18 protein-coding genes are annotated in these 19,182 nt (G+C 70.2%); 13 read left to right on the top strand and 5 right to left on the bottom strand.

What is annotated here, in order from left to right; translation table 11 throughout:
* Positions 1 to 20 precede the first annotated feature (20 nt).
* The 5 genes from GB932_RS06325 (at position 21) to GB932_RS06305 (ending at position 5,437) form a co-directional block, all read left to right on the top strand.
* Entirely contained in the window at positions 21 to 326 is a 306-nt protein-coding gene (locus tag GB932_RS06325) for a thiamine-binding protein (RefSeq protein WP_156759851.1), read from the top strand.
* A gap of 198 nt (positions 327 to 524) precedes the next feature.
* Positions 525 to 2,198, top strand: a complete 1,674-nt coding sequence (locus GB932_RS06320) for an ABC transporter substrate-binding protein (protein ID WP_156759850.1) — start codon at positions 525 to 527, stop codon at positions 2,196 to 2,198.
* Between the two features lie 55 nt (positions 2,199 to 2,253).
* The gene (locus GB932_RS06315) at positions 2,254 to 3,270 is read left to right on the top strand and encodes an ABC transporter permease (protein ID WP_197517335.1); all 1,017 of its coding nucleotides are present in this window, start codon (positions 2,254 to 2,256) and stop codon (positions 3,268 to 3,270) included.
* A gap of 14 nt (positions 3,271 to 3,284) precedes the next feature.
* Positions 3,285 to 4,181 (top strand): carbohydrate ABC transporter permease, encoded by an 897-nt coding sequence (locus tag GB932_RS06310; protein WP_156760101.1) that lies wholly within the window; start codon positions 3,285 to 3,287, stop codon positions 4,179 to 4,181.
* 35 nt (positions 4,182 to 4,216) lie between these two features.
* Positions 4,217 to 5,437: an MFS transporter gene (locus GB932_RS06305; RefSeq protein ID WP_156759849.1), complete on the top strand. Its 1,221-nt coding sequence runs from the start codon at positions 4,217 to 4,219 to the stop codon at positions 5,435 to 5,437.
* Positions 5,438 to 5,470: 33 nt separating this feature from the next.
* Here GB932_RS06305 and metX read toward each other — a convergent pair whose 3' ends face one another.
* Positions 5,471 to 6,676 (bottom strand): homoserine O-acetyltransferase MetX, encoded by a 1,206-nt coding sequence (gene metX / locus GB932_RS06300; RefSeq protein WP_156759848.1) that lies wholly within the window; start codon positions 6,674 to 6,676, stop codon positions 5,471 to 5,473.
* Between the two features lie 109 nt (positions 6,677 to 6,785).
* The gene (locus GB932_RS06295; protein ID WP_156759847.1) at positions 6,786 to 8,087 is read right to left on the bottom strand and encodes a bifunctional o-acetylhomoserine/o-acetylserine sulfhydrylase; all 1,302 of its coding nucleotides are present in this window, start codon (positions 8,085 to 8,087) and stop codon (positions 6,786 to 6,788) included.
* A gap of 122 nt (positions 8,088 to 8,209) precedes the next feature.
* Here GB932_RS06295 and GB932_RS06290 point away from each other — a divergent pair, with 122 nt between their 5' ends.
* From GB932_RS06290 to GB932_RS06275, 4 genes are read left to right on the top strand one after another with little or no spacing between them, the layout of a single operon-like run.
* Positions 8,210 to 8,977 carry an SDR family NAD(P)-dependent oxidoreductase gene (locus tag GB932_RS06290; protein WP_156759846.1) on the top strand — a complete coding sequence of 256 codons (768 nt, stop codon included), beginning with the start codon at positions 8,210 to 8,212 and terminating at the stop codon, positions 8,975 to 8,977.
* Positions 8,978 to 9,018: 41 nt separating this feature from the next.
* Positions 9,019 to 9,528, top strand: coding sequence for a phosphoribosyltransferase (locus tag GB932_RS06285; RefSeq protein ID WP_156759845.1), 510 nt, complete (start codon positions 9,019 to 9,021; stop codon positions 9,526 to 9,528).
* Positions 9,528 to 10,211, top strand: coding sequence for a uracil-DNA glycosylase (locus GB932_RS06280; RefSeq protein ID WP_156759844.1), 684 nt, complete (start codon positions 9,528 to 9,530; stop codon positions 10,209 to 10,211). Before GB932_RS06285 ends, GB932_RS06280 begins: the two co-directional genes overlap by 1 nt.
* A gap of 4 nt (positions 10,212 to 10,215) precedes the next feature.
* Positions 10,216 to 10,824: a GNAT family N-acetyltransferase gene (locus GB932_RS06275; protein WP_156759843.1), complete on the top strand. Its 609-nt coding sequence runs from the start codon at positions 10,216 to 10,218 to the stop codon at positions 10,822 to 10,824.
* 45 nt (positions 10,825 to 10,869) lie between these two features.
* On the opposite strand, the gene GB932_RS06270 is transcribed toward GB932_RS06275, so the two are convergent.
* The 3 genes from GB932_RS06270 to GB932_RS06260 are packed head-to-tail and all read right to left on the bottom strand — an operon-like array spanning position 10,870 to position 14,532.
* Complete coding sequence (locus GB932_RS06270; protein WP_231916035.1) at positions 10,870 to 12,684, bottom strand: metallophosphoesterase family protein; 1,815 nt, start codon at positions 12,682 to 12,684, stop codon at positions 10,870 to 10,872.
* 37 nt (positions 12,685 to 12,721) lie between these two features.
* Positions 12,722 to 13,444, bottom strand: coding sequence for a phosphonatase-like hydrolase (locus tag GB932_RS06265; RefSeq protein WP_156759842.1), 723 nt, complete (start codon positions 13,442 to 13,444; stop codon positions 12,722 to 12,724).
* On the bottom strand, positions 13,441 to 14,532 hold the full coding sequence (locus tag GB932_RS06260) for a TIGR03364 family FAD-dependent oxidoreductase (protein WP_156759841.1): 1,092 nt from the start codon (positions 14,530 to 14,532) through the stop codon (positions 13,441 to 13,443). Before GB932_RS06260 ends, GB932_RS06265 begins: the two co-directional genes overlap by 4 nt.
* Before the next feature lie 102 nt (positions 14,533 to 14,634).
* Between GB932_RS06260 and GB932_RS06255 the strand changes: the two genes are divergently transcribed.
* The 4 genes from GB932_RS06255 to phnE all read left to right on the top strand — a co-directional run bounded on the left by GB932_RS06255 (position 14,635) and on the right by phnE (position 19,124).
* Positions 14,635 to 15,339, top strand: coding sequence for a GntR family transcriptional regulator (locus GB932_RS06255; protein ID WP_156759840.1), 705 nt, complete (start codon positions 14,635 to 14,637; stop codon positions 15,337 to 15,339).
* A 163-nt stretch (positions 15,340 to 15,502) separates the two neighbouring features.
* Complete coding sequence (locus tag GB932_RS06250; RefSeq protein ID WP_156759839.1) at positions 15,503 to 16,462, top strand: phosphate/phosphite/phosphonate ABC transporter substrate-binding protein; 960 nt, start codon at positions 15,503 to 15,505, stop codon at positions 16,460 to 16,462.
* 80 nt (positions 16,463 to 16,542) lie between these two features.
* Positions 16,543 to 17,394 (top strand): phosphonate ABC transporter ATP-binding protein, encoded by an 852-nt coding sequence (gene phnC, locus GB932_RS06245; protein WP_306769938.1) that lies wholly within the window; start codon positions 16,543 to 16,545, stop codon positions 17,392 to 17,394.
* Between the two features lie 2 nt (positions 17,395 to 17,396).
* Entirely contained in the window at positions 17,397 to 19,124 is a 1,728-nt protein-coding gene (gene phnE / locus GB932_RS06240) for a phosphonate ABC transporter, permease protein PhnE (RefSeq protein WP_231916033.1), read from the top strand.
* Positions 19,125 to 19,182 lie beyond the last annotated feature (58 nt).

Here is a 19,182-nt window from a genome sequence, read left to right as displayed (position 1 = left end):
AACGATCGAAAGGTTCCCCCATGCTCGTCGCCTTCTCCGTCGCCCCGTCCGGCACCGGCCGCGAGGACGGATCCGTGCACGATGCCGTCGCCGCGGCCGTCCAGGTCGTGCGCGAGTCCGGCCTGCCGAACCGCACCTCGTCGATGTTCACCGAGATCGAGGGGCCCGACTGGGACACGGTCATGGACGTCGTCAAGCGGGCGACGGAGGCCGTCGCGCCGTTCGGATCCCGTGTCTCGCTCGTGCTCAAGGCCGACATCCGCCCCGGATACTCCGGCGAGATCGATGGCAAGCTCGAGCGCCTGGAGCGCGCGATCGGGGAGTAGGGTCGCAGCCCACCGCTCCCCACGCTGAACGCCCCCGCCTGGTGCGGGGGCGTTCAGCGTGGGCGGGGAAGTCGGCGGATGTCGAGATTGTGGGTATTGACAACAATTAGGGGGTGGCGTACGCTTCTGGGTGTCCCGGAGTTTATCGAAAAACTCTCCTGAAGCCGGGACGCACAGACCATCTCAACGAGGAGAATCATGGTTCGATCCACACGGAGGACACCCTGGGTTCGCACGATCGCGGCGGCCGGAGTCGCCGCGAGTCTCGTCGCGACGAGCGCGTGCAGCGGCGGAGGTGATGGGGCCGAGATCGACGTCGAATCGCAGTCCGTCGGCGCGATGGAGGGCTTCGCGGCCGATGAGCAGTTCACGGCGTCCGAGCCGTTCGAGCTCTCGATGCTCTGGACCGACTGGCCGGAGACGCCCGTCACCGACGACTGGCAGGTCTTCGACGTCATCGAGGAGCGCACGGGCGTCTCGATCGACCTCACGCACATCCCCTTCAGCGATGCGACGGAGAAGCGCAGCCTGCTGATCTCTGCTGGCGACGCGCCGTCCGTGATCCCGCTCGTGTACACGGGCGAGGAGGACTCGTTCGTCTCGTCGGGTGCCGTGCTCCCGATGAGCGACTACGTCGAGCACATGCCGAACTTCCAGAAGTACGTCGAGGAATGGGACCTCGGCGACATGGTCGAGCGCCTCAAGCAGTCCGACGGGAAGTACTACATGCTGCCGGGGCTCCAGGAGGTGTCGGTTCCCGTGTTCTCGCTCATCATCCGCAAGGACGTCTTCGACGAGGTCGGCGCGCCCGCGCCCGAGACCTGGGAGGACCTCCGCACGGGACTCGAGCTCATCAAGGAGAAGTATCCCGACTCGCAGCCGCTCGCCGACGGCTTCGAGGGCCAGGCGATGCTCAACTACGCGGCGCACGCCTTCGGCACGCAGGCGGGCTGGGGATTCGGCAACGGCACGATCTGGAACGACGCCGCGGGCGAACTCGAGTACGCCGGCACGAACGACGGCTACCGCGACATGGTCGAGTTCTTCCACGGGCTCGTCGAGGACGGCCTCCTCGACACCGAGTCGTTCACCGCGGCGGACGCGGGCGGCGGAGCCGCCGACGTCGCGGAGAAGTTCGCGAACGAGCGCGTGTTCGCCGCCTCCGGCGCGGGCGGAACGGTCAACGAGTTCGCCACAGCCCTCGACGAGACCATCGGCGACGGGAAGTACGAGCTCGTGCAGATCGCGCCTCCCGGAGGCGAGGCCGGAATGCTCGTGGAGCCGAGGAACTTCTGGAACGGCTTCATGCTGAACGCCGACGTCGCGAGCTCGCCGAACTTCATCGCGACGCTGCAGTTCCTCGACTGGCTCTACTACAGCCCCGAGGCGCGCGAGCTGCTGCGCTGGGGCGTCGAGGGCGAGACCTACACGAAGGACGCCGACGGCAGGATCACCCTGAACCCGGAGCACTCGTACGACGCGTTCAACATCAACCAGGGCGCTCCCACCGACATCAAGACGGACCTCGGGTGGGGCAACGACGTGCTCCCGGACTCCACGGAATCGCGCGCGCTCAAGGAGTCGTACAACTCGGAGCAGTTCGTCGAGTACCTCGACACCGTCCTCTCGACGCGCACCCCGAGGGACCCGAGCCCGCCCGCGCCCCTCGACGAGGGGGAGCTCGAGCAGGCGGCGCTCCTCTCGACGCCGCTGTCGGACTCCGTGCGGACCGCGACGCTGCAGTTCATCCTCGGCGACCGCGACCTCTCGGAATGGGACGCGTACGTGGCCGAGATCGAGGCGGCGGGCATGCCGCGGTACCTCGAGCTCATCGACGGCGCGCGCGAGCGCTTCGCGGAGCAGAACGGCTGACCTCGCCCCGGGCCGCTCCATGCGGCCCGGGACCCGGTCGAGGAATGGAATCCTGATGTCGACGACGACACGTTCGGTTCTCGCGCCGAGCCCTCACGCCGGACCGCCGTCCGGCACCGCCACGGAGACGCTGACGACGCACAGGCCGCGGCGCACCCGGCGCGACGGGCGCCTGCCGATGCGCACAGCGCTCCGGCGCGACTGGCAGCTGTACGCGCTCGCGCTGCTCCCGCTGATCTTCTTCGTGATCTTCCGATACGGCCCGATGGTCGGCAACATCATCGCCTTCCGCCGGTTCCGGCCGGGCGGCAGCATCTTCGGCGAGGAATGGGTCGGCCTGCGCTACATCGAGATGTTCATCAACGACCCCGCCTTCTGGCAGGTGTTCGCGAACACGGCGATCCTCGGCGGGCTCACGCTCGTCGTGACCTTCCCGCTGCCGATCGTGCTGGCGCTGCTGCTGAACGAGGTGCGCAAGCACGCGTTCAAGCGCGTCGTGCAGTCGATTTCGTATCTCCCGCACTTCCTGTCGATCGTCATCGTCGTCGGCATGGTCATGCAGCTGCTGTCGCTGCAGGGCACGGTGAACCAGATCATCACCGCGATGGGCGGCGAGGAGATCCCCTTCCTGCAGCGCCCCGAGTGGTTCCGGTTCGTCTATGTCGGATCCGAGGCGTGGCAGACGGTCGGGTGGGGGACGATCCTCTATCTCGCCGCGCTGACGACCATCGATGAGTCGCTCTATGAGGCGGCGCGGATCGACGGCGCGAACCGGCTGCAGCAGACATGGCACGTGACGCTCCCCGGCATCCGGCCCACCATGATCACCCTCCTGATCCTCAACATCGGTGCGTTCCTCAACGTCGGCTTCGAGAAGGTGCTCCTGCTGTACAACCCCCTGACCTATTCGACGGGCGACGTCATCTCGACGTATCTCTACCGAGTGGGCCTGGTCTCCAACAATCTCAGCTACGCCGCCGCGATCGGCCTGTTCCAGGCGATCATCGGGCTCGTCATGGTCCTCGGCGCGAACTATCTGTCACGTCGAATGGTGGGAACGAGCCTGTGGTGAGCACAACAGCGCGGATGCCCGAGCCGCGAACGACCCTGGGCCGCCGTGACTCGGCAGGCTACCGCGCCTTCACGATCGTCAACACCGTGATCCTCATCGGCGTGTGCCTCATCATGCTGTACCCGTTCGTCACCGTGATCGCGCAGTCGTTCAGCTCGACGGGGGCGATCAAGGCCGGGCTCGTGAGCTTCTGGCCCGTCGGGTTCAACATCGACACCTATGTCGCGGTGAGCGGGAACGGAATGTTCTGGCGCAACTACGGCAATACGGTGCTCTACACCGTCGTCGGCACGGCGATCGCGATGGCGCTCACGACGACCTACGCGTACGTCCTCTCGAAGAAGCACCTGCGCGGACGCGGCGTGCTGATCGGCATCGCGGTCTTCACGATGTTCTTCAACGGCGGCCTCGTGCCGAACTACGTGCTCATCTCGTCGCTCGGGATGAAGAACACGATGTGGGCGGTGATCCTGCCGGGCGCGATCTCGGTGTTCAACCTGCTCATCATGAAGTCGTTCTTCGAGAATCTCCCCGTCGAGCTCGAGGAGGCCGCGCAGATCGACGGCCTCAGCTGGTTCGGCATCTTCACCCGCATCGTGCTGCCGCTGTCGAAGGCGGTGATCGCCACGATGGTCCTGTTCTACTCGGTGGCCTACTGGAACGACTGGTTCAACGCGTTCCTCTATCTCGACAAGAACGAGCTGTTCCCCGTCACGCTGTTCCTGCGGAACCTCATCGCGGGGGCGTCGACGACGGCGACCGAGAGCGCGGCTGCCGGCGGTGCCGACGAGATCTCGTCGAACATCCAGTCGGTGACGATGATCCTCACGGTCATCCCGATCCTGTGCATCTACCCGTTCGTGCAGAAGTACTTCGTCTCGGGCGTCATGCTCGGCTCCGTGAAGGGCTGAGTCGCCGCCGTCGCCGCACCCCGTAGACTCGAGGGGTGACTTCCTCGACTCCTGAGTCGAGGGGTGCGGCGACGATGGCGCTCCTCTCCATGGCCATCGGCGCATTCGGCATCGGCATGACCGAGTTCGTCTCGATGGGGCTGCTGCCCGTCATCGCGGGCGACCTGCTGCCCGCCGTGCATGCGGCGAGCCCCGAGGGCGCCGTCGCGCGCGCCGGGATCCTCATCAGCGTCTACGCGCTGGGCGTCGTCGTCGGCGCCCCGACGATCGCGGCGATCGTCTCGCGCTTCCCCCGCAACCGCGTCATGATCGCGCTCGTCGCCGGGCTGCTGCTCGGCGGGATCCTCACGGTCGCGGCGCCGACGTTCGAACTCCTCGTGCTCGCGCGCTTCCTCGCGGGGCTGCCGCACGGAGCCTTCTTCGGCATGGCGGCGGTCGTCGCCGGCGAGCTTCTCGGCCCGAGCCGCCGGGGCTGGGGTGTGGCGATGGTCATGTCGGGCCTCACGATCGCGAACCTCGTGGGCGTGCCCGGCGGCACGTTCCTCGGCCAGCACCTCGGCTGGCGCGCCGCGTATGTCGTCGTCGCCGTCGTCTTCGCGCTCGCGCTCGTCATGTGCGCACGGTTCATCCCGGCGCGGCCCGGGGATCCGAGCCGGTCGTTCGTGCGCGAGCTCGGCGTGTTCCGGATCCCGCAGGTGTGGCTCACGATCGCGATCGGGGCGATCGGCTTCGGCGCCTTCTTCTCCGTGTACAGCTATGTCTCGACGCTCGTGACGGAGGCCGCGGGCGCGCCCGCGTGGGCCGTGCCGGTCGCGCTCGTCGCGCTCGGGCTCGGCATGGTCGTCGGCAACATCATCGGAGGGCGCCTGGCCGACATCAGCGTGCCGCGCACGCTCGTGGCGGGCCTCGGCGCGGTGGCGGCCGCCTCCGTCGTCGTCGGCGTCCTGTCGAACTGGTCGATCGCACTCATGCCCGCACTGTTCCTGTTCGGGGTCGCCGGGCAGGCCGTCACGCCGTCCGTCCAGCTGCGCCTGCTCGACGTCGCGGGCGACTATCAGGCCATCGGCGCCGCCCTCAACCACTCGGCGCTCAACATCGGCAACAGCATCGGCGCGGCGCTCGGCGGGGTGGTCATCGCGGCGGGTCTCGGCTACGTCGCACCGGCGTGGCTCGGCGCGGTGCTCGCGTCGGCGGGCCTCGTCATCGCCGCCGCCGCCTTCGCGCTCGAGCGGCGCCGCATGGCGCTCGCCGCGTAGAGCGCGCGATTCGCCGCCGCCCCCGGCACCGCTCTACTCCGACAGCAGCGTGCGCAGGTGGTAGCCGAGCACGTCGGCCTCGATGAGGAAGCCGTCGTGGCCGTAGTCGCTCGTGATGACGATCGCGTCGTCGCCGTGGATCGTCGGGCCGACGCCCTTCGCGATGCGGTGCTGGCCCTCGACGGGGAACAGGCGATCGGTGTCGATGCCCACGACGAGGGAGCGGGCGGTCACGCGGCGCAGCGCGTCCTCGATGCCGCCGCGGTCGCGCCCCACATCGTGCGAGTCCATCGCCTCGACGAGCCGGATGTACGTGTTGGCGTCGAAGCGCCGCGTGAACTTGTTGCCGTGGAAGTCGAGGTACGACTCGACGGCGAAGCGCCCGCCGTGGCCGAGCGGGCTCACGTCGGACTGCCACGAGCGCTGGAAGCGCTTGTTGAGCTCGACGATGCCGCGGTAGTTCAGCATCGCCATGCGGCGCGCGAGCGCGAGACCCCGGTGCGGGCCCTCGCCCGGGCCGGCATCGTAGTACTCGCCGCCCGAGAACCCAGGGTCGATCTCGATCGCCTCGAGCTGCGTCGAGTTGAGCGCGATCTGGTCGGCCGTGTTCGCCGGCGGCGCGGAGATGACGGCGAGCCGCGCGACGCGCTCCGGATGCGTGACCGCCCACTCGAGGGCATGCATCCCGCCCATGGACCCGCCGATCACGGCGTGCCAGCGCTCGATGCCGAGGTGATCCGCGAGGATCCGCTGCGCGTCGACCTGGTCGCGGATCGTGACGTACGGGAACCGCGACGCCCACGGATCCCCGTCGGGATGGATGCTCGCCGGGCCCGTGGATCCCTGGCAGCCGCCCAGCATGTTCGGCGCGACGACGAACAGCTCGTCGGTGTCGACGGGGCAGCCGGGGCCGACGATGTCCTCCCACCAGCCGGAGGTGGGATGCCCGGGGCCGGCGTCGCCGCGCACGTGGCTGTCGCCCGTGAAGGCGTGCAGCACCAGCACGGCATTCGACCCGTCGGCGTTCGGCTCGCCCCACGTCTCGAACGCGAGCCGCATGTGCGGGAGCGTGTCGCCGCGCTCGGTCGTGAACGCGCCGAGCCAGGCGAACCGGCGGTGCCCCGAAGGATCGCCGTCCTGCCACGCGCCGGACGCGGGCGGCCTGCCCGCCATCGAGCGCGCGTCGGCCTCCGTCACGGGAGCCGACGGCACCGTGTCCTCGGAGATCTGCCAGTCCATCGGATCCATTCTGCCGGGTCGAGCGCCAAACCTTCATTTCTGGCACATCTCTTGCGCTGTGCGCTGCGGAGATGTGCCAGAAATGAAGAGAAGTCGGGGCCCGCCCGCCTCAGCCGCGGGCGGCGGCGAAGGCCTGGTCGAGGTCGGCGACGAGGTCGTCGATGTTCTCGAGGCCGACCGAGAGGCGCACGAGGCCGGGCGTGACCCCCGCCGCGAGCTGCTCCTCGGGGGAGAGCTGCGAGTGGGTCGTCGACGCGGGGTGGATCACGAGGGAGCGCACGTCGCCGATGTTCGCCAGGTGGCTGAACAGCTCGAGCGAGTTCACGAACGTGCGGCCCGCGTCGACGCCGCCCTTGAGCTCGAACGAGAGCACGGCGCCGACGCCCTTGGGCGCGTACTGTCCGGCCCGCTCGTGCCACGGCGACGAGGGCAGGCCCGAGTAGTTGACCGACGCGACGAACGGGTGGGCCTCGAGCCACTCGGCGATCGCCTGCGCGTTCTGCACGTGGCGCTCGATGCGCAGCGAGAGCGTCTCGATGCCCTGGATCAGCTGCCACGCGTTGTTCGGCGCGACGGCGGATCCGAGGTCGCGCAGCAGCTGCACGCGCGCCTTCGTGATGAACGCGACCTGGTCGCCCAGCACGCCCGTGTAGCTGACCCCGTGGTACGACGGGTCGGGCTCGGTGAGGCCGGGGAAGCGCTCCGCGTGCTCGGACCAGGGGAAGGATCCGCCGTCGACGACGACGCCCGCGACGACCGTGCCGTGGCCCGCGAGGAACTTCGTCGCCGAGTGCACCACGATGTCGGCGCCGTGCTCGAACGGGCGGATCAGGTACGGCGTCGCGATCGTGTTGTCCACGATGAGCGGCAGCCCGTTCTCGTGGGCGACGCCGGAGACACCGCGGACGTCGAGCACGTTCGCCTGCGGATTGCCGATGGTCTCGGCGAAGAACAGCTTCGTGTTCGGGCGCACGGCCCGGCGCCACTCGTCGAGGTCGTCCTGGTTCTCGACGAACGTCGTCTCGATGCCGAGCTTCGCGAGCGTGTACTTGAAGAGGTTGAACGTGCCGCCGTAGATCGAGCTGGAGGAGACGATGTGGTCGCCCGCCTGCGCGATGTTGAGCACCGCGAAGGTCTCGGCGGCCTGGCCGCTCGCGACGAGCAGCGCGCCCGTGCCGCCCTCGAGCGCCGCGATGCGCTGCTCGGCGACGTCCTGCGTGGGGTTCATGATGCGGGTGTAGATGTTGCCGGGCTCCGCGAGTGAGAACAGGTTCGCCGCGTGCTCGGCGTCGCGGAACACGTACGCCGTCGTCTGATAGAGCGGCGTCGCGCGGGCGCCCGTCGTCGGGTCGGGCTGCGCACCGGCGTGGATCTGCTGGGTCTCGAAGCGCCAATCGGACGTCTCGGTCATGATGCCCCCTGAGGCGGTCGTGGGTCATGCATCGGCTGGGTTCGCCTCGACAGTACGACGCGCGAAACCGGGTGCCAACCATCCGGAAACCCGGCGTCACATCGGCGCAGTAGTCTGGCCCCATGAGGCGAGCGGTTGTCACGGGGGCGAGTTCGGGCATCGGGCGGGCGAGCGTGGTCGCTCTGCGAGAACGCGGCTGGGAGGTCATCGGCGTCGCGCGCCGCGCCGACCGGCTGGAGAAGCTGGCGGCCGAGACGGGGGCCGAGGTGTTCGCGGCCGACCTCACCGTCCAGGCCGATGTCGACGCGCTCGCCGAGTTCACCGGATCCGCCCCGCTGCACTCGCTCGTGCACGTCGCGGGAGGCGCGCTGGGCACCGATCGCGTCGAGGACGGCGACAGCGACGACTGGCTGCGCATGTACGAGATGAACGCGCTTTCGGCGCAACGGCTCGCGAAGGCGCTCCTGCCGCAGCTGCGGCGCGCGTCCCGCGACGAGGCCACCCACGCGGACCTGCTGTTCCTCACCTCGACGGCGGCCCAGGTCGCGTATCCCGGCGGCGCCGGATACAACGCGGCGAAGGCGGCCGAGTCGATGGTGCCGCAGGCGCTGCGCCAGGAGCTCGCGGGCGAGCCGATCCGCGTCATCGAGATCGCGCCCGGCATGGTCCGGACCGAGGAGTTCGCGCTCGTGCGCCTCGGCGACGCCGCCGCGGCCGACGCCGTCTACGAGGGCGTCGAGGATCCCCTCACGGCGGAGGACGTCGCCGACGTCATCGCATACAGCCTCAGCGCACCCGGGCATGTGAACCTGGATCTCGTGACCATGCGCCCCGTCGCACAGGCGGCGCAGCACATCGTGCACCGGGGCCGGCTCTCGCCGCGTGCCTGAGACCGCGCCGCGCACCAGAGAACACACACAGAGAGATCCCGATGGCAGACGAATTCATCGAGCGCGAGACGCTCACATGGGACGGCTTCGGCCGTGCGACCCGCGACCTGGCGCGCGAGATCGTCGCGAGCGGCTTCGCCCCGGAGGTCGTGGTCGCGATCGCCCGCGGCGGCCTGCTGCCGGCCGGCGCCATCGCGTACGGCCTCGGCGCGAAGAACTGCGGCGCGATCAACATGGAGTTCTACACGGGCATCGGCACCGTGCTCGACGCTCCCGAGGTGCTGCCGCCCGAGCTCGACATGGCCTACCTCGACGGCCGGCGGGTGCTGCTCGTCGACGACGTCGCCGATTCGGGGCGCACGCTCAAGATGGCCGTCGAGATGCTGCGCGAGAAGGGCGCGGAGGTGCGCTCCGTGACGATCTACACGAAGCCCTCGACGATCATCCACCCCGACTTCTCCTGGAAGGACACGGGGCACTGGATCGACTTCCCGTGGTCCGCCGACGGCACCGTCATCGAGGAAGACGCCGGCCTCGATCCGAGCGCGTGATGCCCGGCAGATCGCTGCCCGAGCTCGCAGGCGCCGGCGTCATCGACGCGAGCTGGGCGGCCGCTCTGGCGCCCGTCGCGGGCGACATCGCCGCGCTCGGCGAGCGCCTGCGGGCCGAGGGACAGCCGTATCTGCCCGAGGGATCCCGCGTCCTGCGCGCCTTCCAGCGGCCCCTCGACGAGGTGAAGGTCCTCATCGTCGGGCAGGATCCGTATCCGACCCCCGGCCACCCCATCGGGTTGTCGTTCGCCACGTCCCGCGACGTGCGGCCGCTGCCGCGCAGCCTGGGCAACATCTACCGCGAGCTGCAGTCCGACCTCGGCATCGCGCCCGCCGAGCACGGCGACCTGTCGAGCTGGGCCGACCAGGGCGTCATGCTCCTCAACCGCGTCCTCACGGTCGCGCCCGGGCAGCCGGCATCGCATCGCGGCTGGGGGTGGGAGGGCGTCACGGAGCACGCCATCCGCGCGCTCGTGGGCCGGGAGCGCCCGCTCGTCGCGATCCTCTGGGGAGCGCAGGCGCGCAGCCTCGCGCCGCTGCTCGGAGGCACGCCGCGCATCGAGTCACCGCACCCGTCACCCCTGTCGGCGAGCCGCGGCTTCTTCGGATCCCGCCCATTCTCGCGCGCGAACGATCTCCTCGCCCAGCAGGGCGCGGATCCCGTCGACTGGCAGGTGGTGTGAGCGCATGCTTCCCGAGGAGTACCAGAAGCGCCGCCGCCTCCCGCGCCACCTGCGCCGGGGGCCCGAGCCCGAGCAGCCGTTCACCTATGAGATCCGCCGGGCCGAGAAGCGCGACATCCCCGACATCCGCGAGATCTACAATTACTACGTGACCAACTCGGTCGTGACCTTCGACGAGAAGAAGTGGTCGCACCGCCAGTGGGTCGAGAAGTTCGATCACCTCGCCAAGCTCGGCCTGCCGTTCCTCGTGGCCGAGTCGCCTTCCGGCCAGATCCTCGGCTACGCGCTCGTCTCGCCCTGGTCAGGCAAGTCGTCGTACCGGTACACGGCCGAGAACTCGATCTATCTCGGACCGGGCGCGACCGGCAAGGGCCTCGGCGACGCCCTCCTCGGCGCGCTCGTCGACGCGAGCGAGGAGTTCGGGCTGCGCCAGATCGTCGCGGTCATCAGCGACCGGGGCGCCGAGGGGTCCGTCGCCCTGCACCGCAAGCACGGCTTCGAGGAGGTCGGGCGCATGGGGCGCGTGGGCTTCAAGTTCGGCCGCTGGCTCGGCGTGATCCACATGCAGAAGCAGCTGAAGCGGCGCCGCACGGGCCTGTTCGGCCGCCGCTGACGGGGCGGCGCGCGCCGATCCGGGGACCGGCGCGCGCCGCGCGCCTCAGTCGATGCGCACCGGCTCCGACTCGGCGGTGACGCCGGCGCCCGTGACCTCGACCGCGATGTCGACGCCCTTGTACGCGCCCGTCAGGTGGAAGCGGTCGGCCGTCGCGCCGGCGATCGGCTCGCCTTCGGCCAGCCACCGGTAGGAGAACTCCGTGCCGGCGGGCCAGGATCCCTCGTCGACGGACAGCCACGCGCCGGGCTTGATGCCGCGGTGGTGCTCCGAGACGATCTCGGGGGTGCCGGGGACGATCTGCTCGTCGGTCGCGCTCGCGACGAGCGGGTTCGGGATCGTCACCTGGCGCAGCTGCTCATCGCTCGCGAAGTCGCGCGCCGTGACGACGAGGCGGTCGCCGTAGGCGTCGACCGTCAGGCCTCGGTTGATGTCGCGCGTGACGACCTCCGTGATGCCCGCGGTGTCCTCGCCGCGCGCGTCCCACTCGACGTGCATGGCGAGCGTGTTCAGGGCCCAGAATCCGTCGGCGTGGCCGTCGGCCGTGCGACGCTGGACCGCCCAGTCGCCGAGCTCGGCGGGGTAGTGGGTGTGTCCCGACATGACGACCGCGTTCGGGTAGTTGCCGAGGATGCTCGTGAGGCGGTCGTTCATCTGGTGGTGATCGCTGTACCAGGGGATCCAGGTCGCGGACACCGTCTCGCCGAGCGGGAAGTGGGAGAGGACGAGGACCTGCGAGCCCTGCTCCGTCCAGTGGGCGAGGCGCTCCTCGAGGAACCGCACCTGCTCCTCGGACATCGCGACGTCGGACGGGCCGGCGAACTCCTGCCCGAGAGCGATCACGGGCAACTCGCCCGCGGGACCCTCCACGACGTACTCGTCCCACACGCGGTCGCGGCCGGCGAAGGCGAGGAACCGGTCGCGGTTCGCCTCGAAGCCGCCGGCCGCGTAGCGCTCGTGATTGCCGATCGTCGCGATCGTCTGGCGGGGTCGGATGTCCTCCGTCGCGTCCATGACGTCGGAGATCTCGTCCCATTCCGCCTCGGCCCCCGAGTTCACCACGTCGCCGACGATCACCATTGCGTCGGCGTCGGGCGCAAGTCCCGCGTAGTCGCCGAGCGCGTGCTGCCAGTCCTGCGGGTGCCCCTGGATGTCGCTCATGACCCACGCCTGGGTCGGCTCGCCCTGGGCATCCGCGAGCACCTCGTGCACGGCGACGGAGTCGATCGCCCAGAACCGCGACGCCCCGTCTCCCGTGAGGTTCCACGAGAAGACGGCCTCGCGGGCGCCCGACGGCACGTCGACCACGACATCCTGCGCGCCGTTCATCTGCCGGGCGTCGTAGCCGTCCGCGACGCTCGCGCTGTCGAGGCGCAGGATCTCGCTCGTCTCGCCGCCGTCGAATCTCACCGATACGGTCGCCGCCTGGTTCGCGGATCCGCGGTAGTGGCTGTCGAAGGCGAGCCGCACGGATCCGAGGCCCGTGACGTCGACGGGGGCGCTCGCGAGCGTCGCGTCGACGGATCCGCCGAGCCCCTGCGGATCGGCGACGGCGATCGTGCCGTCCGCGCGGCCGAAGCGGCTGCGCATCTCGTCGATGTCGGCGGTCCACTCGTCGCGCGTGAGGAATCGCCAGCCGGACGCCGACCAGCCCTCGGCGCCGTCGGCCGTGAACGCCTCGCGCGCGACGATCTCATCGGTGTCGCGGGTCGTCGCCACCGGATCGATCTCGACGGGCGCCTCCGGGTCGCCGGGCTGGGTGACGGACGCGGGCGCGGGGGCCGCGACGGCAGGGAGAGCGGGGGCGGCGAGCGCGGCGACGAGGAGGCCGCCGACGGCGCAGGTGCGGGTGATCTTCATGGGTTCTTCCTGGTGGAGGAGCACGGAACCCGTCGACTCAAACGGATCGGCCTGTCGCGCCGGTGACGGAGCGGTGAACGTCCGCGTGGTTCGTCCGCAGGACCCCGGGGAGGTCCGCGACGGAGTCGAGCACGTGCGTCGCGCCGGCCGCGGCGAACTCGGCGTCGCCGTGGGTTCCCGTGCGCACGCCCGCGACGACGGATGCGCCCGCGCGCAGGCCCGCGAGGATGTCCGAGGCGGTGTCGCCCGCCACGGCGACCTCGCGCACATCGTCGATCCCGAGGCGCAGGACGGCGCTGAGGTTCATGTTCGGGAAGGGGCGCCCGCGCCCCGCGTCGGCGGGGGAGAACGCGGCATCGGGCAGGTCGGACCAGCCGAGCTCCTCGAGGAGCGCATCGCGCGTGTCGGGCGAGAATCCGGTCGTCAGCGTGACCAGGATCCCCGCCTCCTGCAGCGCGCGGATCGTGTCCTCGGCGCCCGGAAGCGGTCGGGCGGCGCCGCCGCGGATCAGGTCGAGGTACGCGGACTCGAAGGCGCGGTTCGCCGCGTGCGCGCGATCGTCCGATCCCGTGATCGCGCGGAAGACGTCGATCTTCGACTGCCCCATGGTGTCGATCGTGTGCTGCGTCGCGCGATCGCGCTCGGGCGTGCCGTGCGCGATCCCGACCTCCTCCATCGCCCGGGCGAAGGCGTCCATGACGGCGCCGTCGTCTTCGACCGTCGTGCCCGCCATGTCGAGGCACACCAGGGAGATGCTCATGTCCGCTCGCTTCCGTAGATCTCGTCGATGACCGATTCGCCGAGCCCGAGGCCCGTCGTCATGCCGATGCCCGTCGTGACGGCCGACACCCACACGCCGTCCGCGACGCGCTCGCGGAGGAAGTCCTCCGGCGCCTTCGCATAGACGCCCTGCCAGCGCTCACGCACGTCGACGTGCGAGAGCCCGAAGAGGCGCCGCGCCTCGCGGGCGAGCAGGCCGAACACATGCTCGTCCTGAAACGGCATCGCCGTCGGCTCGGTGCGATGGCTGTCGCCGAGGAACAGGCCCATGCCCGGCGCCTCCGTGTACATCTGGTTGACGTCGAAGTCGAGCATGTCGGGGCGCTCGCGCTGGAAGCGGGCGAGCAGATCGGCGTATGCGGCGGTCTGCCGGAACGCCGAGTACCGCAGCATCGACGACCCCGTGAGCACGGGGAACTCGAGTCCGATCCCGCCCGCGAGCGCCATGTCGAGCGCGCACCTCTCGACGCCGTGGCGCTCCGCGACCTCCGGCAGGACGTGGTCGACGTCGTGGCCCACGCAGAACACGACGTTGTCGGCGCGGATCGTGCCCCGAGACGTATACAGGACGCCGTCCTCGGCGATCATCGCGCTCTCGCGCCAGCGGAACGAGACCCCCTCGCCTTCGAGCCACGTCGCGAACCTCGGACCCATATCGCGCGGGTTCACCTGCATGTCGTCTTTGAGGAGGGCCCCGCCGATCGCGCCCGAGACCGGCGCGAGGTCGGTCACCTCGCGTTCGCTGAGGAGGCGCCCCTCGCCGATCTCGCGCAGCATCTGCATCTCGTCCTCGGCGGTCGCGACCATGAGCGTGCCGCGCCGCGCGAGCCAGAAGCCCGCCCGTGGCGCATAGGCGAGGAAGAGTTCGCGGGCGCGCCGCGCGTATTCGCCGCCCTCGCCCACCTGCATCGTGGTGCCGATGTGTCCGAAGTTGCGCACCGTGGCGCCGCTGATCCGGTCGGCGCGGTCGATGACGACGGTGCGGAGGCCGCGGGCGTGGGCGGCGGCGGCGTGGGCGAGGCCGACGATGCCGGCCCCGACGACGGCGACGTCGAATGTGTCCTTCACCCGTTCACCGTACGCAGGCCGAAATGATGGATACCGTCCACTTCACCTGCCTGTCACCGAGCGTCCGACATCTGTTCACGAAGCGTTCGTAGCCTGCGGACGATGGAACCCGTTCAGCAGATCGCCGACAGCCTCCGGAACGAGATCGCCGGCCTCGAACCGGGGGACAGGCTCCCGAGCGAGAACGATCTCGTGCGGCGGTTCGGCGTGACGCGCACGACGGTCAGGCGCGCCCTCGAGCGCCTCGAGGCGCGCTTCCTCGTGCGCCGGGTGCAGGGCGCAGGGACCTTCGTGCATCGCCGTATCGACTACGTGGTCTCGCCCGATGGCGCGCCGTCGCTGCATCGCATCGTCGAGAGCGCCGGATCCACCGCGCGCACCTTCCTCATCGACGTGGATGAGCGCGAGGCGCCGGAGGACATCCGCGGGTTCCTCGGAAGCTCGGAGGGGGATCCGTGCACGCGCCTCGTGCGCCTCGCCTACATCGACGACCACGTCGCGACGTGTGCGGAGGAATGGATCGCTCCGCGCGTGCTCGCGGATCTCGACGTGAGCCTGCGCGCGATCGAGTCGCTCTCCGAGGTGCTGATCGGCACGCGGCGGGATCCCGTGCGGGCGTGGTCGCGCGTCGCGACCGACTTCGCGCCCGCGCCGATCGCGGCGCGCCTCGAGATCGGGGACGCCACGCCGACCTGGTGCCTCGAGACCCTCACGCGCGACGGCGAGGGCGGACCCGCCCTCATGTTCAGCCGGTCCTGGCTCAGGCAGGACCGGGTGCGCGTCGTGGTCCGATTCGGCGACGCCTGAGCCAGGGCGACGGGAACTTGTCGCCCGAATTCCTCGCCTGTTCACCCGTGGGTTCCCGTCTGTTGTCCCATGGGTGGGGAGCCCGCCAGATGCCGACCGCACGGTGTACCCGTCCCCGCGTCGGCCCGTCCGACGCGCACGAACACACCAGGATGGATGGCACATGATCTCCACGCGCATGAAGCGTGCTTCGCTCGCGGCGGCAGCGGCGGCGGGCCTCATCGCCCTCGCGGGCTGCGCCGGCACCTCCGCCGACGAGACCGCGGACGGCGGGGCCGGAGCCGACTGGCCCGAAACGCTCACGTACGCGATCATCCCGGCCGAGTCGTCCTCGACGATCGCCCAGCAGCAGGACAAGGTGATCGCGGCTCTCGAGTCCGAGCTCGGCCTCGAGGTCGAGATCCAGGAGGCGACGAGCTACGCGAGCGTCATCGAGGCCCTCCGCGCCGGCCAGGCCGACATCGCGGGCCTCGGCCCGTTCTCGTACGCGGTCGCCGTCGACAGCGGCGTCGAGATCACGCCGCTCGGCGCGGTCGTCGACGCGCCCGACCAGGAGCCCGGCTACGTCTCGTACGGCATCGCGAACCCCGACAGCGGGATCGAGTCGATCGAGGACTTCGCGGGCAAGAAGGTCTGCTTCGTCGACCCGACGTCGACGTCAGGGTTCCTCTTCCCGTCCGCGGGGCTGCTCGAGGTCGGCATCGACCCCGAGGAAGGCGTCGAGCAGGTCATGGTCGGCAGCCACGACGGATCCGCCCTCTCGGTCGCCGACGGCACCTGCGACGCGGGCTTCGCATACGACGCGATGGTCGACGAGACCCTCGTCGAGTCGGGTCAGATGGAGGACGGCGCCGTCGACGTCGTCTGGGAGTCCGAGGTCATCCCCGGCAGCCCGTACGTGTCGAACGACGCGCTCCCGCAGGACCTGCAGGACGAGCTCGCCCGCATCTTCGCCGAGGACCTGAACGTCCCGGCGCTCATCGAGGCCGGCATCTGCGACAGCGCGGAGGACTGCCCCGTGCCCGAGGAGGCCGAGTACGGCTTCATCCCCGTCGAGGACTCGCTGTACGACGGCATCCGCGCCGTCTGCGAGGTCACGAAGTCGGAGTCCTGCGTCGCCTGACGCACGCGGCCCACGGCGGGCGGGGCACCGGTTCGGGGCCCCGCCCGCTCGGCACGTGAACGGAGCATGAGGAGAAGACCATGACGAACGTCGCAGACATCCGGCAGGCGATGACCGCCGGCATCCCCGAGCTGACGCCGGATCAGGTGGACGACGCCGTGCGCATGTCCAGCGTCACGAAGCGCTTCGGCCAGGTGACCGCGCTCGACGACGTGACGGTCGACTTCACCCCCGGTGAGATCAACGTCCTCCTCGGGCTCTCCGGCTCGGGCAAGTCGACGCTGCTGCGCCACATCAACGGGCTGCACCTGCCCACGTCCGGCGAGGTCCACACGCTCGGCCTGCCCGTGCACGCCGCGAACCAGCGCGAGCTGCGGACGCTGCGCACCCGGGTCGGCATGATCTTCCAGCACTTCCACCTCGTCGGATCCATGTCCGTGCTCGAGAACGTGTGCACGGGCCGCCTCGGCGCCCTGCGCGGGCCGCGGATCGGGCTGTTCAGCTATCCCCGCGCCGTGAAGGAGCAGGCGATGGCGCACCTTGCGCGCGTGGGCCTCGCCGACAAGGCGTTCCAGCGCGCCGACACGCTCTCGGGCGGGCAGCAGCAGCGCGTCGCGATCGCCCGCGCCCTCATCCAGGAGCCCGTCGTGCTCCTCGCCGACGAGCCCGTCGCGTCGCTCGACCCCGTGTCATCGGGCGGTGTGATGGAGCTCCTGCGGGAGATCTCGTCCGAGCTGGGGCTCACGGTCATCTGCAGCCTCCACCAGGTCGAGCTCGCGATGGAGTTCGGCAACCGGATCACGGGCCTGCAGGCGGGGCGGGTCGTGCTCGACCGCGCCGTGGATCGGCTCAGCAACGAGGACGTCTTCGAGATCTACCACGCTGTCTCGGCCCCGGAAGCGGTCGCGTCGGGCGAGACGGCCGAGGCCTGAGCGTGGCGACGATCGTCCCCGTCGCCCCGCAGCGGAGCGCGCAACGGGGTCTCCCCGTGCCGAAGCGTCCTGCCCCCGCCGCGCAGACGGTCGCGGTGTGGGCCGTCATGCTCGGCTTCCTCGCCGCCGCGATCTGGTCGTTCGTCGAGCTCGACATCTCATTCGCGACGATCGCGAGCGGACTCGAGTACGCCGCGGACTTCATCTCGCGCACGATGCCGCTGGACTTCCCGCCGATCGGCGAGCTCGTCTCCCTCACCCTCCAGACGCTCGCGATCGTGACGATCGCGACGGCGCTGTCGGTGATGCTCAGCCTCCCCATCGCGATCTTCGCGGCGTCCGCGACGACGCCGAGCCGGTGGCTCGGCGGCGCGAGCCGCACCCTCATCGTCGTGCTGCGCGCGATCCCGGATCTCGTGCTCGCGATCATCTTCTTCCGCATGTTCGGCCTCGGCGCCGTGCCGGGGATCCTCGCCATGGGGCTCCACTCCGTCGGGATGGTCGGCAAGCTCTACGCCGACGCGATCGAGGAGCTCGACCGCGGGCCCGTCGAGGCGCTCCGCGCCGCGGGCGCGTCGCGGTGGCAGCAGATCCTCTCGGGCGTCATCCCGCCCCTCATGCCGCAGATCGTCGCGACGGCGCTGCACCGCTTCGACATCAACCTGCGCACATCGGTCATCCTCGGCTACGTGGGCGTCGGCGGCATCGGCCTCGCCCTCGCCGACGCGCTGAACACGATGAACTACCAGCGCGGCATGGCGCTCGCGCTCGTCGTCCTCGTGCTGTGCGTCGTCATCGAGCTGATCTCGGGCGGCATCCGCACGGCGCTCCTCGGCCGCTCGAACGGCCGGCGGCGCGGGATCCTCGGAGCGCTCGACCGCCTGTCCGACGGATGGGTCACGAGGCCCGACGCGACGCACGAGCCGCAGCGCGCGAAGGACGGATCCATCCGCACCGCGCCGCAGTGGGACGGTGAGCGGATCCGCCGCTTCCTCGGCCTGTCGGCCGTCGTCGTCATCGTCGGCGCCGCGATCGTCGGCGCCGAGATCGACCCCGTCGCCTTCGTCGTCGGCCTCGTCGACCTCCCCCAGACCGCCGTGCTGTTCTTCCCGCCGTCCGACGGCGGGCTGTGGGACAAGCTGCTCGACGCGATGATCGTCACGGTGCAGATCGGCCTCGCGTCGACGCTCATCGGCGTCGTCATCGCGATCCCGATCGGCTCGCTCGCGGCGCGCAACGTCGCGCCGAACGCCGCCGTGGCGATGACGTTCCGTGTGCTCATCGTGTGCGTGCGCGCGTTCCCCGAACTGATCCTCGCGATCATCTTCATCGTCATCATGGGCCTCGGCCCCGTGCCCGGTGCGCTCGCCCTCGGGATCGGATCCATCGGCCTGCTCGGCAAGCTCGTCGCCGACTCGCTCGAGGAGAGCGATGTGCGCGTGCAGGACGCGGTGCGCACGGGCGGCGCGACCGGCGTGCAGGTGTACGCGGCCGCGACGCTGCGCCAGGCGCTGCCCGCGTTCGTGGCCCACATCATGTACCAGCTCGACGTCAACATCCGCGCGGCGACGCTGCTCGGCATCGTCGGGGCGGGAGGGATCGGCTTCTACCTGATGCAGGCCCATCGGGTGCTGGAGTTCGACGTGGTGACCTTCATCATCATCCTGATCCTCGCCGTCGTCCTGACGCTCGAGGCGATCAGCGCCTGGGTGCGCCGCGTCGTCATCTGACTCGACAGATCCACAAGTCTCCGCCGAGTCCGCTGCAGTTCGCGGCGGACTCGTTGAA

Source organism: Microbacterium karelineae (genome assembly GCF_009745985.1).
Lineage (GTDB): Bacteria > Actinomycetota > Actinomycetes > Actinomycetales > Microbacteriaceae > Microbacterium > Microbacterium karelineae.
Note: the sequence above shows the minus strand (reverse complement) of the source record. Positions and strands in the feature narration are given on the sequence as shown.

Bases quoted from the DNA above. Each gene is read 5' to 3' on its own strand.
- GB932_RS06325 (WP_156759851.1), top strand. From the start codon at position 21: ATGCTCGTCGCCTTCTCCGTCGCCCCGTCCGGCACCGGCCGCGAGGAC.
- GB932_RS06320 (WP_156759850.1), top strand. From the start codon at position 525: ATGGTTCGATCCACACGGAGGACACCCTGGGTTCGCACGATCGCGGCG.
- GB932_RS06315 (WP_197517335.1), top strand. From the start codon at position 2,254: ATGTCGACGACGACACGTTCGGTTCTCGCGCCGAGCCCTCACGCCGGA.
- GB932_RS06310 (WP_156760101.1), top strand. From the start codon at position 3,285: ATGCCCGAGCCGCGAACGACCCTGGGCCGCCGTGACTCGGCAGGCTAC.
- metX (WP_156759848.1), bottom strand. From the start codon at position 6,676: ATGGACTGGCAGATCTCCGAGGACACGGTGCCGTCGGCTCCCGTGACG.
- GB932_RS06295 (WP_156759847.1), bottom strand. From the start codon at position 8,087: ATGACCGAGACGTCCGATTGGCGCTTCGAGACCCAGCAGATCCACGCC.
- GB932_RS06290 (WP_156759846.1), top strand. From the start codon at position 8,210: ATGAGGCGAGCGGTTGTCACGGGGGCGAGTTCGGGCATCGGGCGGGCG.
- GB932_RS06285 (WP_156759845.1), top strand. From the start codon at position 9,019: ATGGCAGACGAATTCATCGAGCGCGAGACGCTCACATGGGACGGCTTC.
- GB932_RS06280 (WP_156759844.1), top strand. From the start codon at position 9,528: ATGCCCGGCAGATCGCTGCCCGAGCTCGCAGGCGCCGGCGTCATCGAC.
- GB932_RS06275 (WP_156759843.1), top strand. From the start codon at position 10,216: ATGCTTCCCGAGGAGTACCAGAAGCGCCGCCGCCTCCCGCGCCACCTG.
- GB932_RS06270 (WP_231916035.1), bottom strand. From the start codon at position 12,684: ATGAAGATCACCCGCACCTGCGCCGTCGGCGGCCTCCTCGTCGCCGCG.
- GB932_RS06265 (WP_156759842.1), bottom strand. From the start codon at position 13,444: ATGAGCATCTCCCTGGTGTGCCTCGACATGGCGGGCACGACGGTCGAA.
- GB932_RS06255 (WP_156759840.1), top strand. From the start codon at position 14,635: ATGGAACCCGTTCAGCAGATCGCCGACAGCCTCCGGAACGAGATCGCC.
- GB932_RS06250 (WP_156759839.1), top strand. From the start codon at position 15,503: ATGATCTCCACGCGCATGAAGCGTGCTTCGCTCGCGGCGGCAGCGGCG.
- phnC (WP_306769938.1), top strand. From the start codon at position 16,543: ATGACGAACGTCGCAGACATCCGGCAGGCGATGACCGCCGGCATCCCC.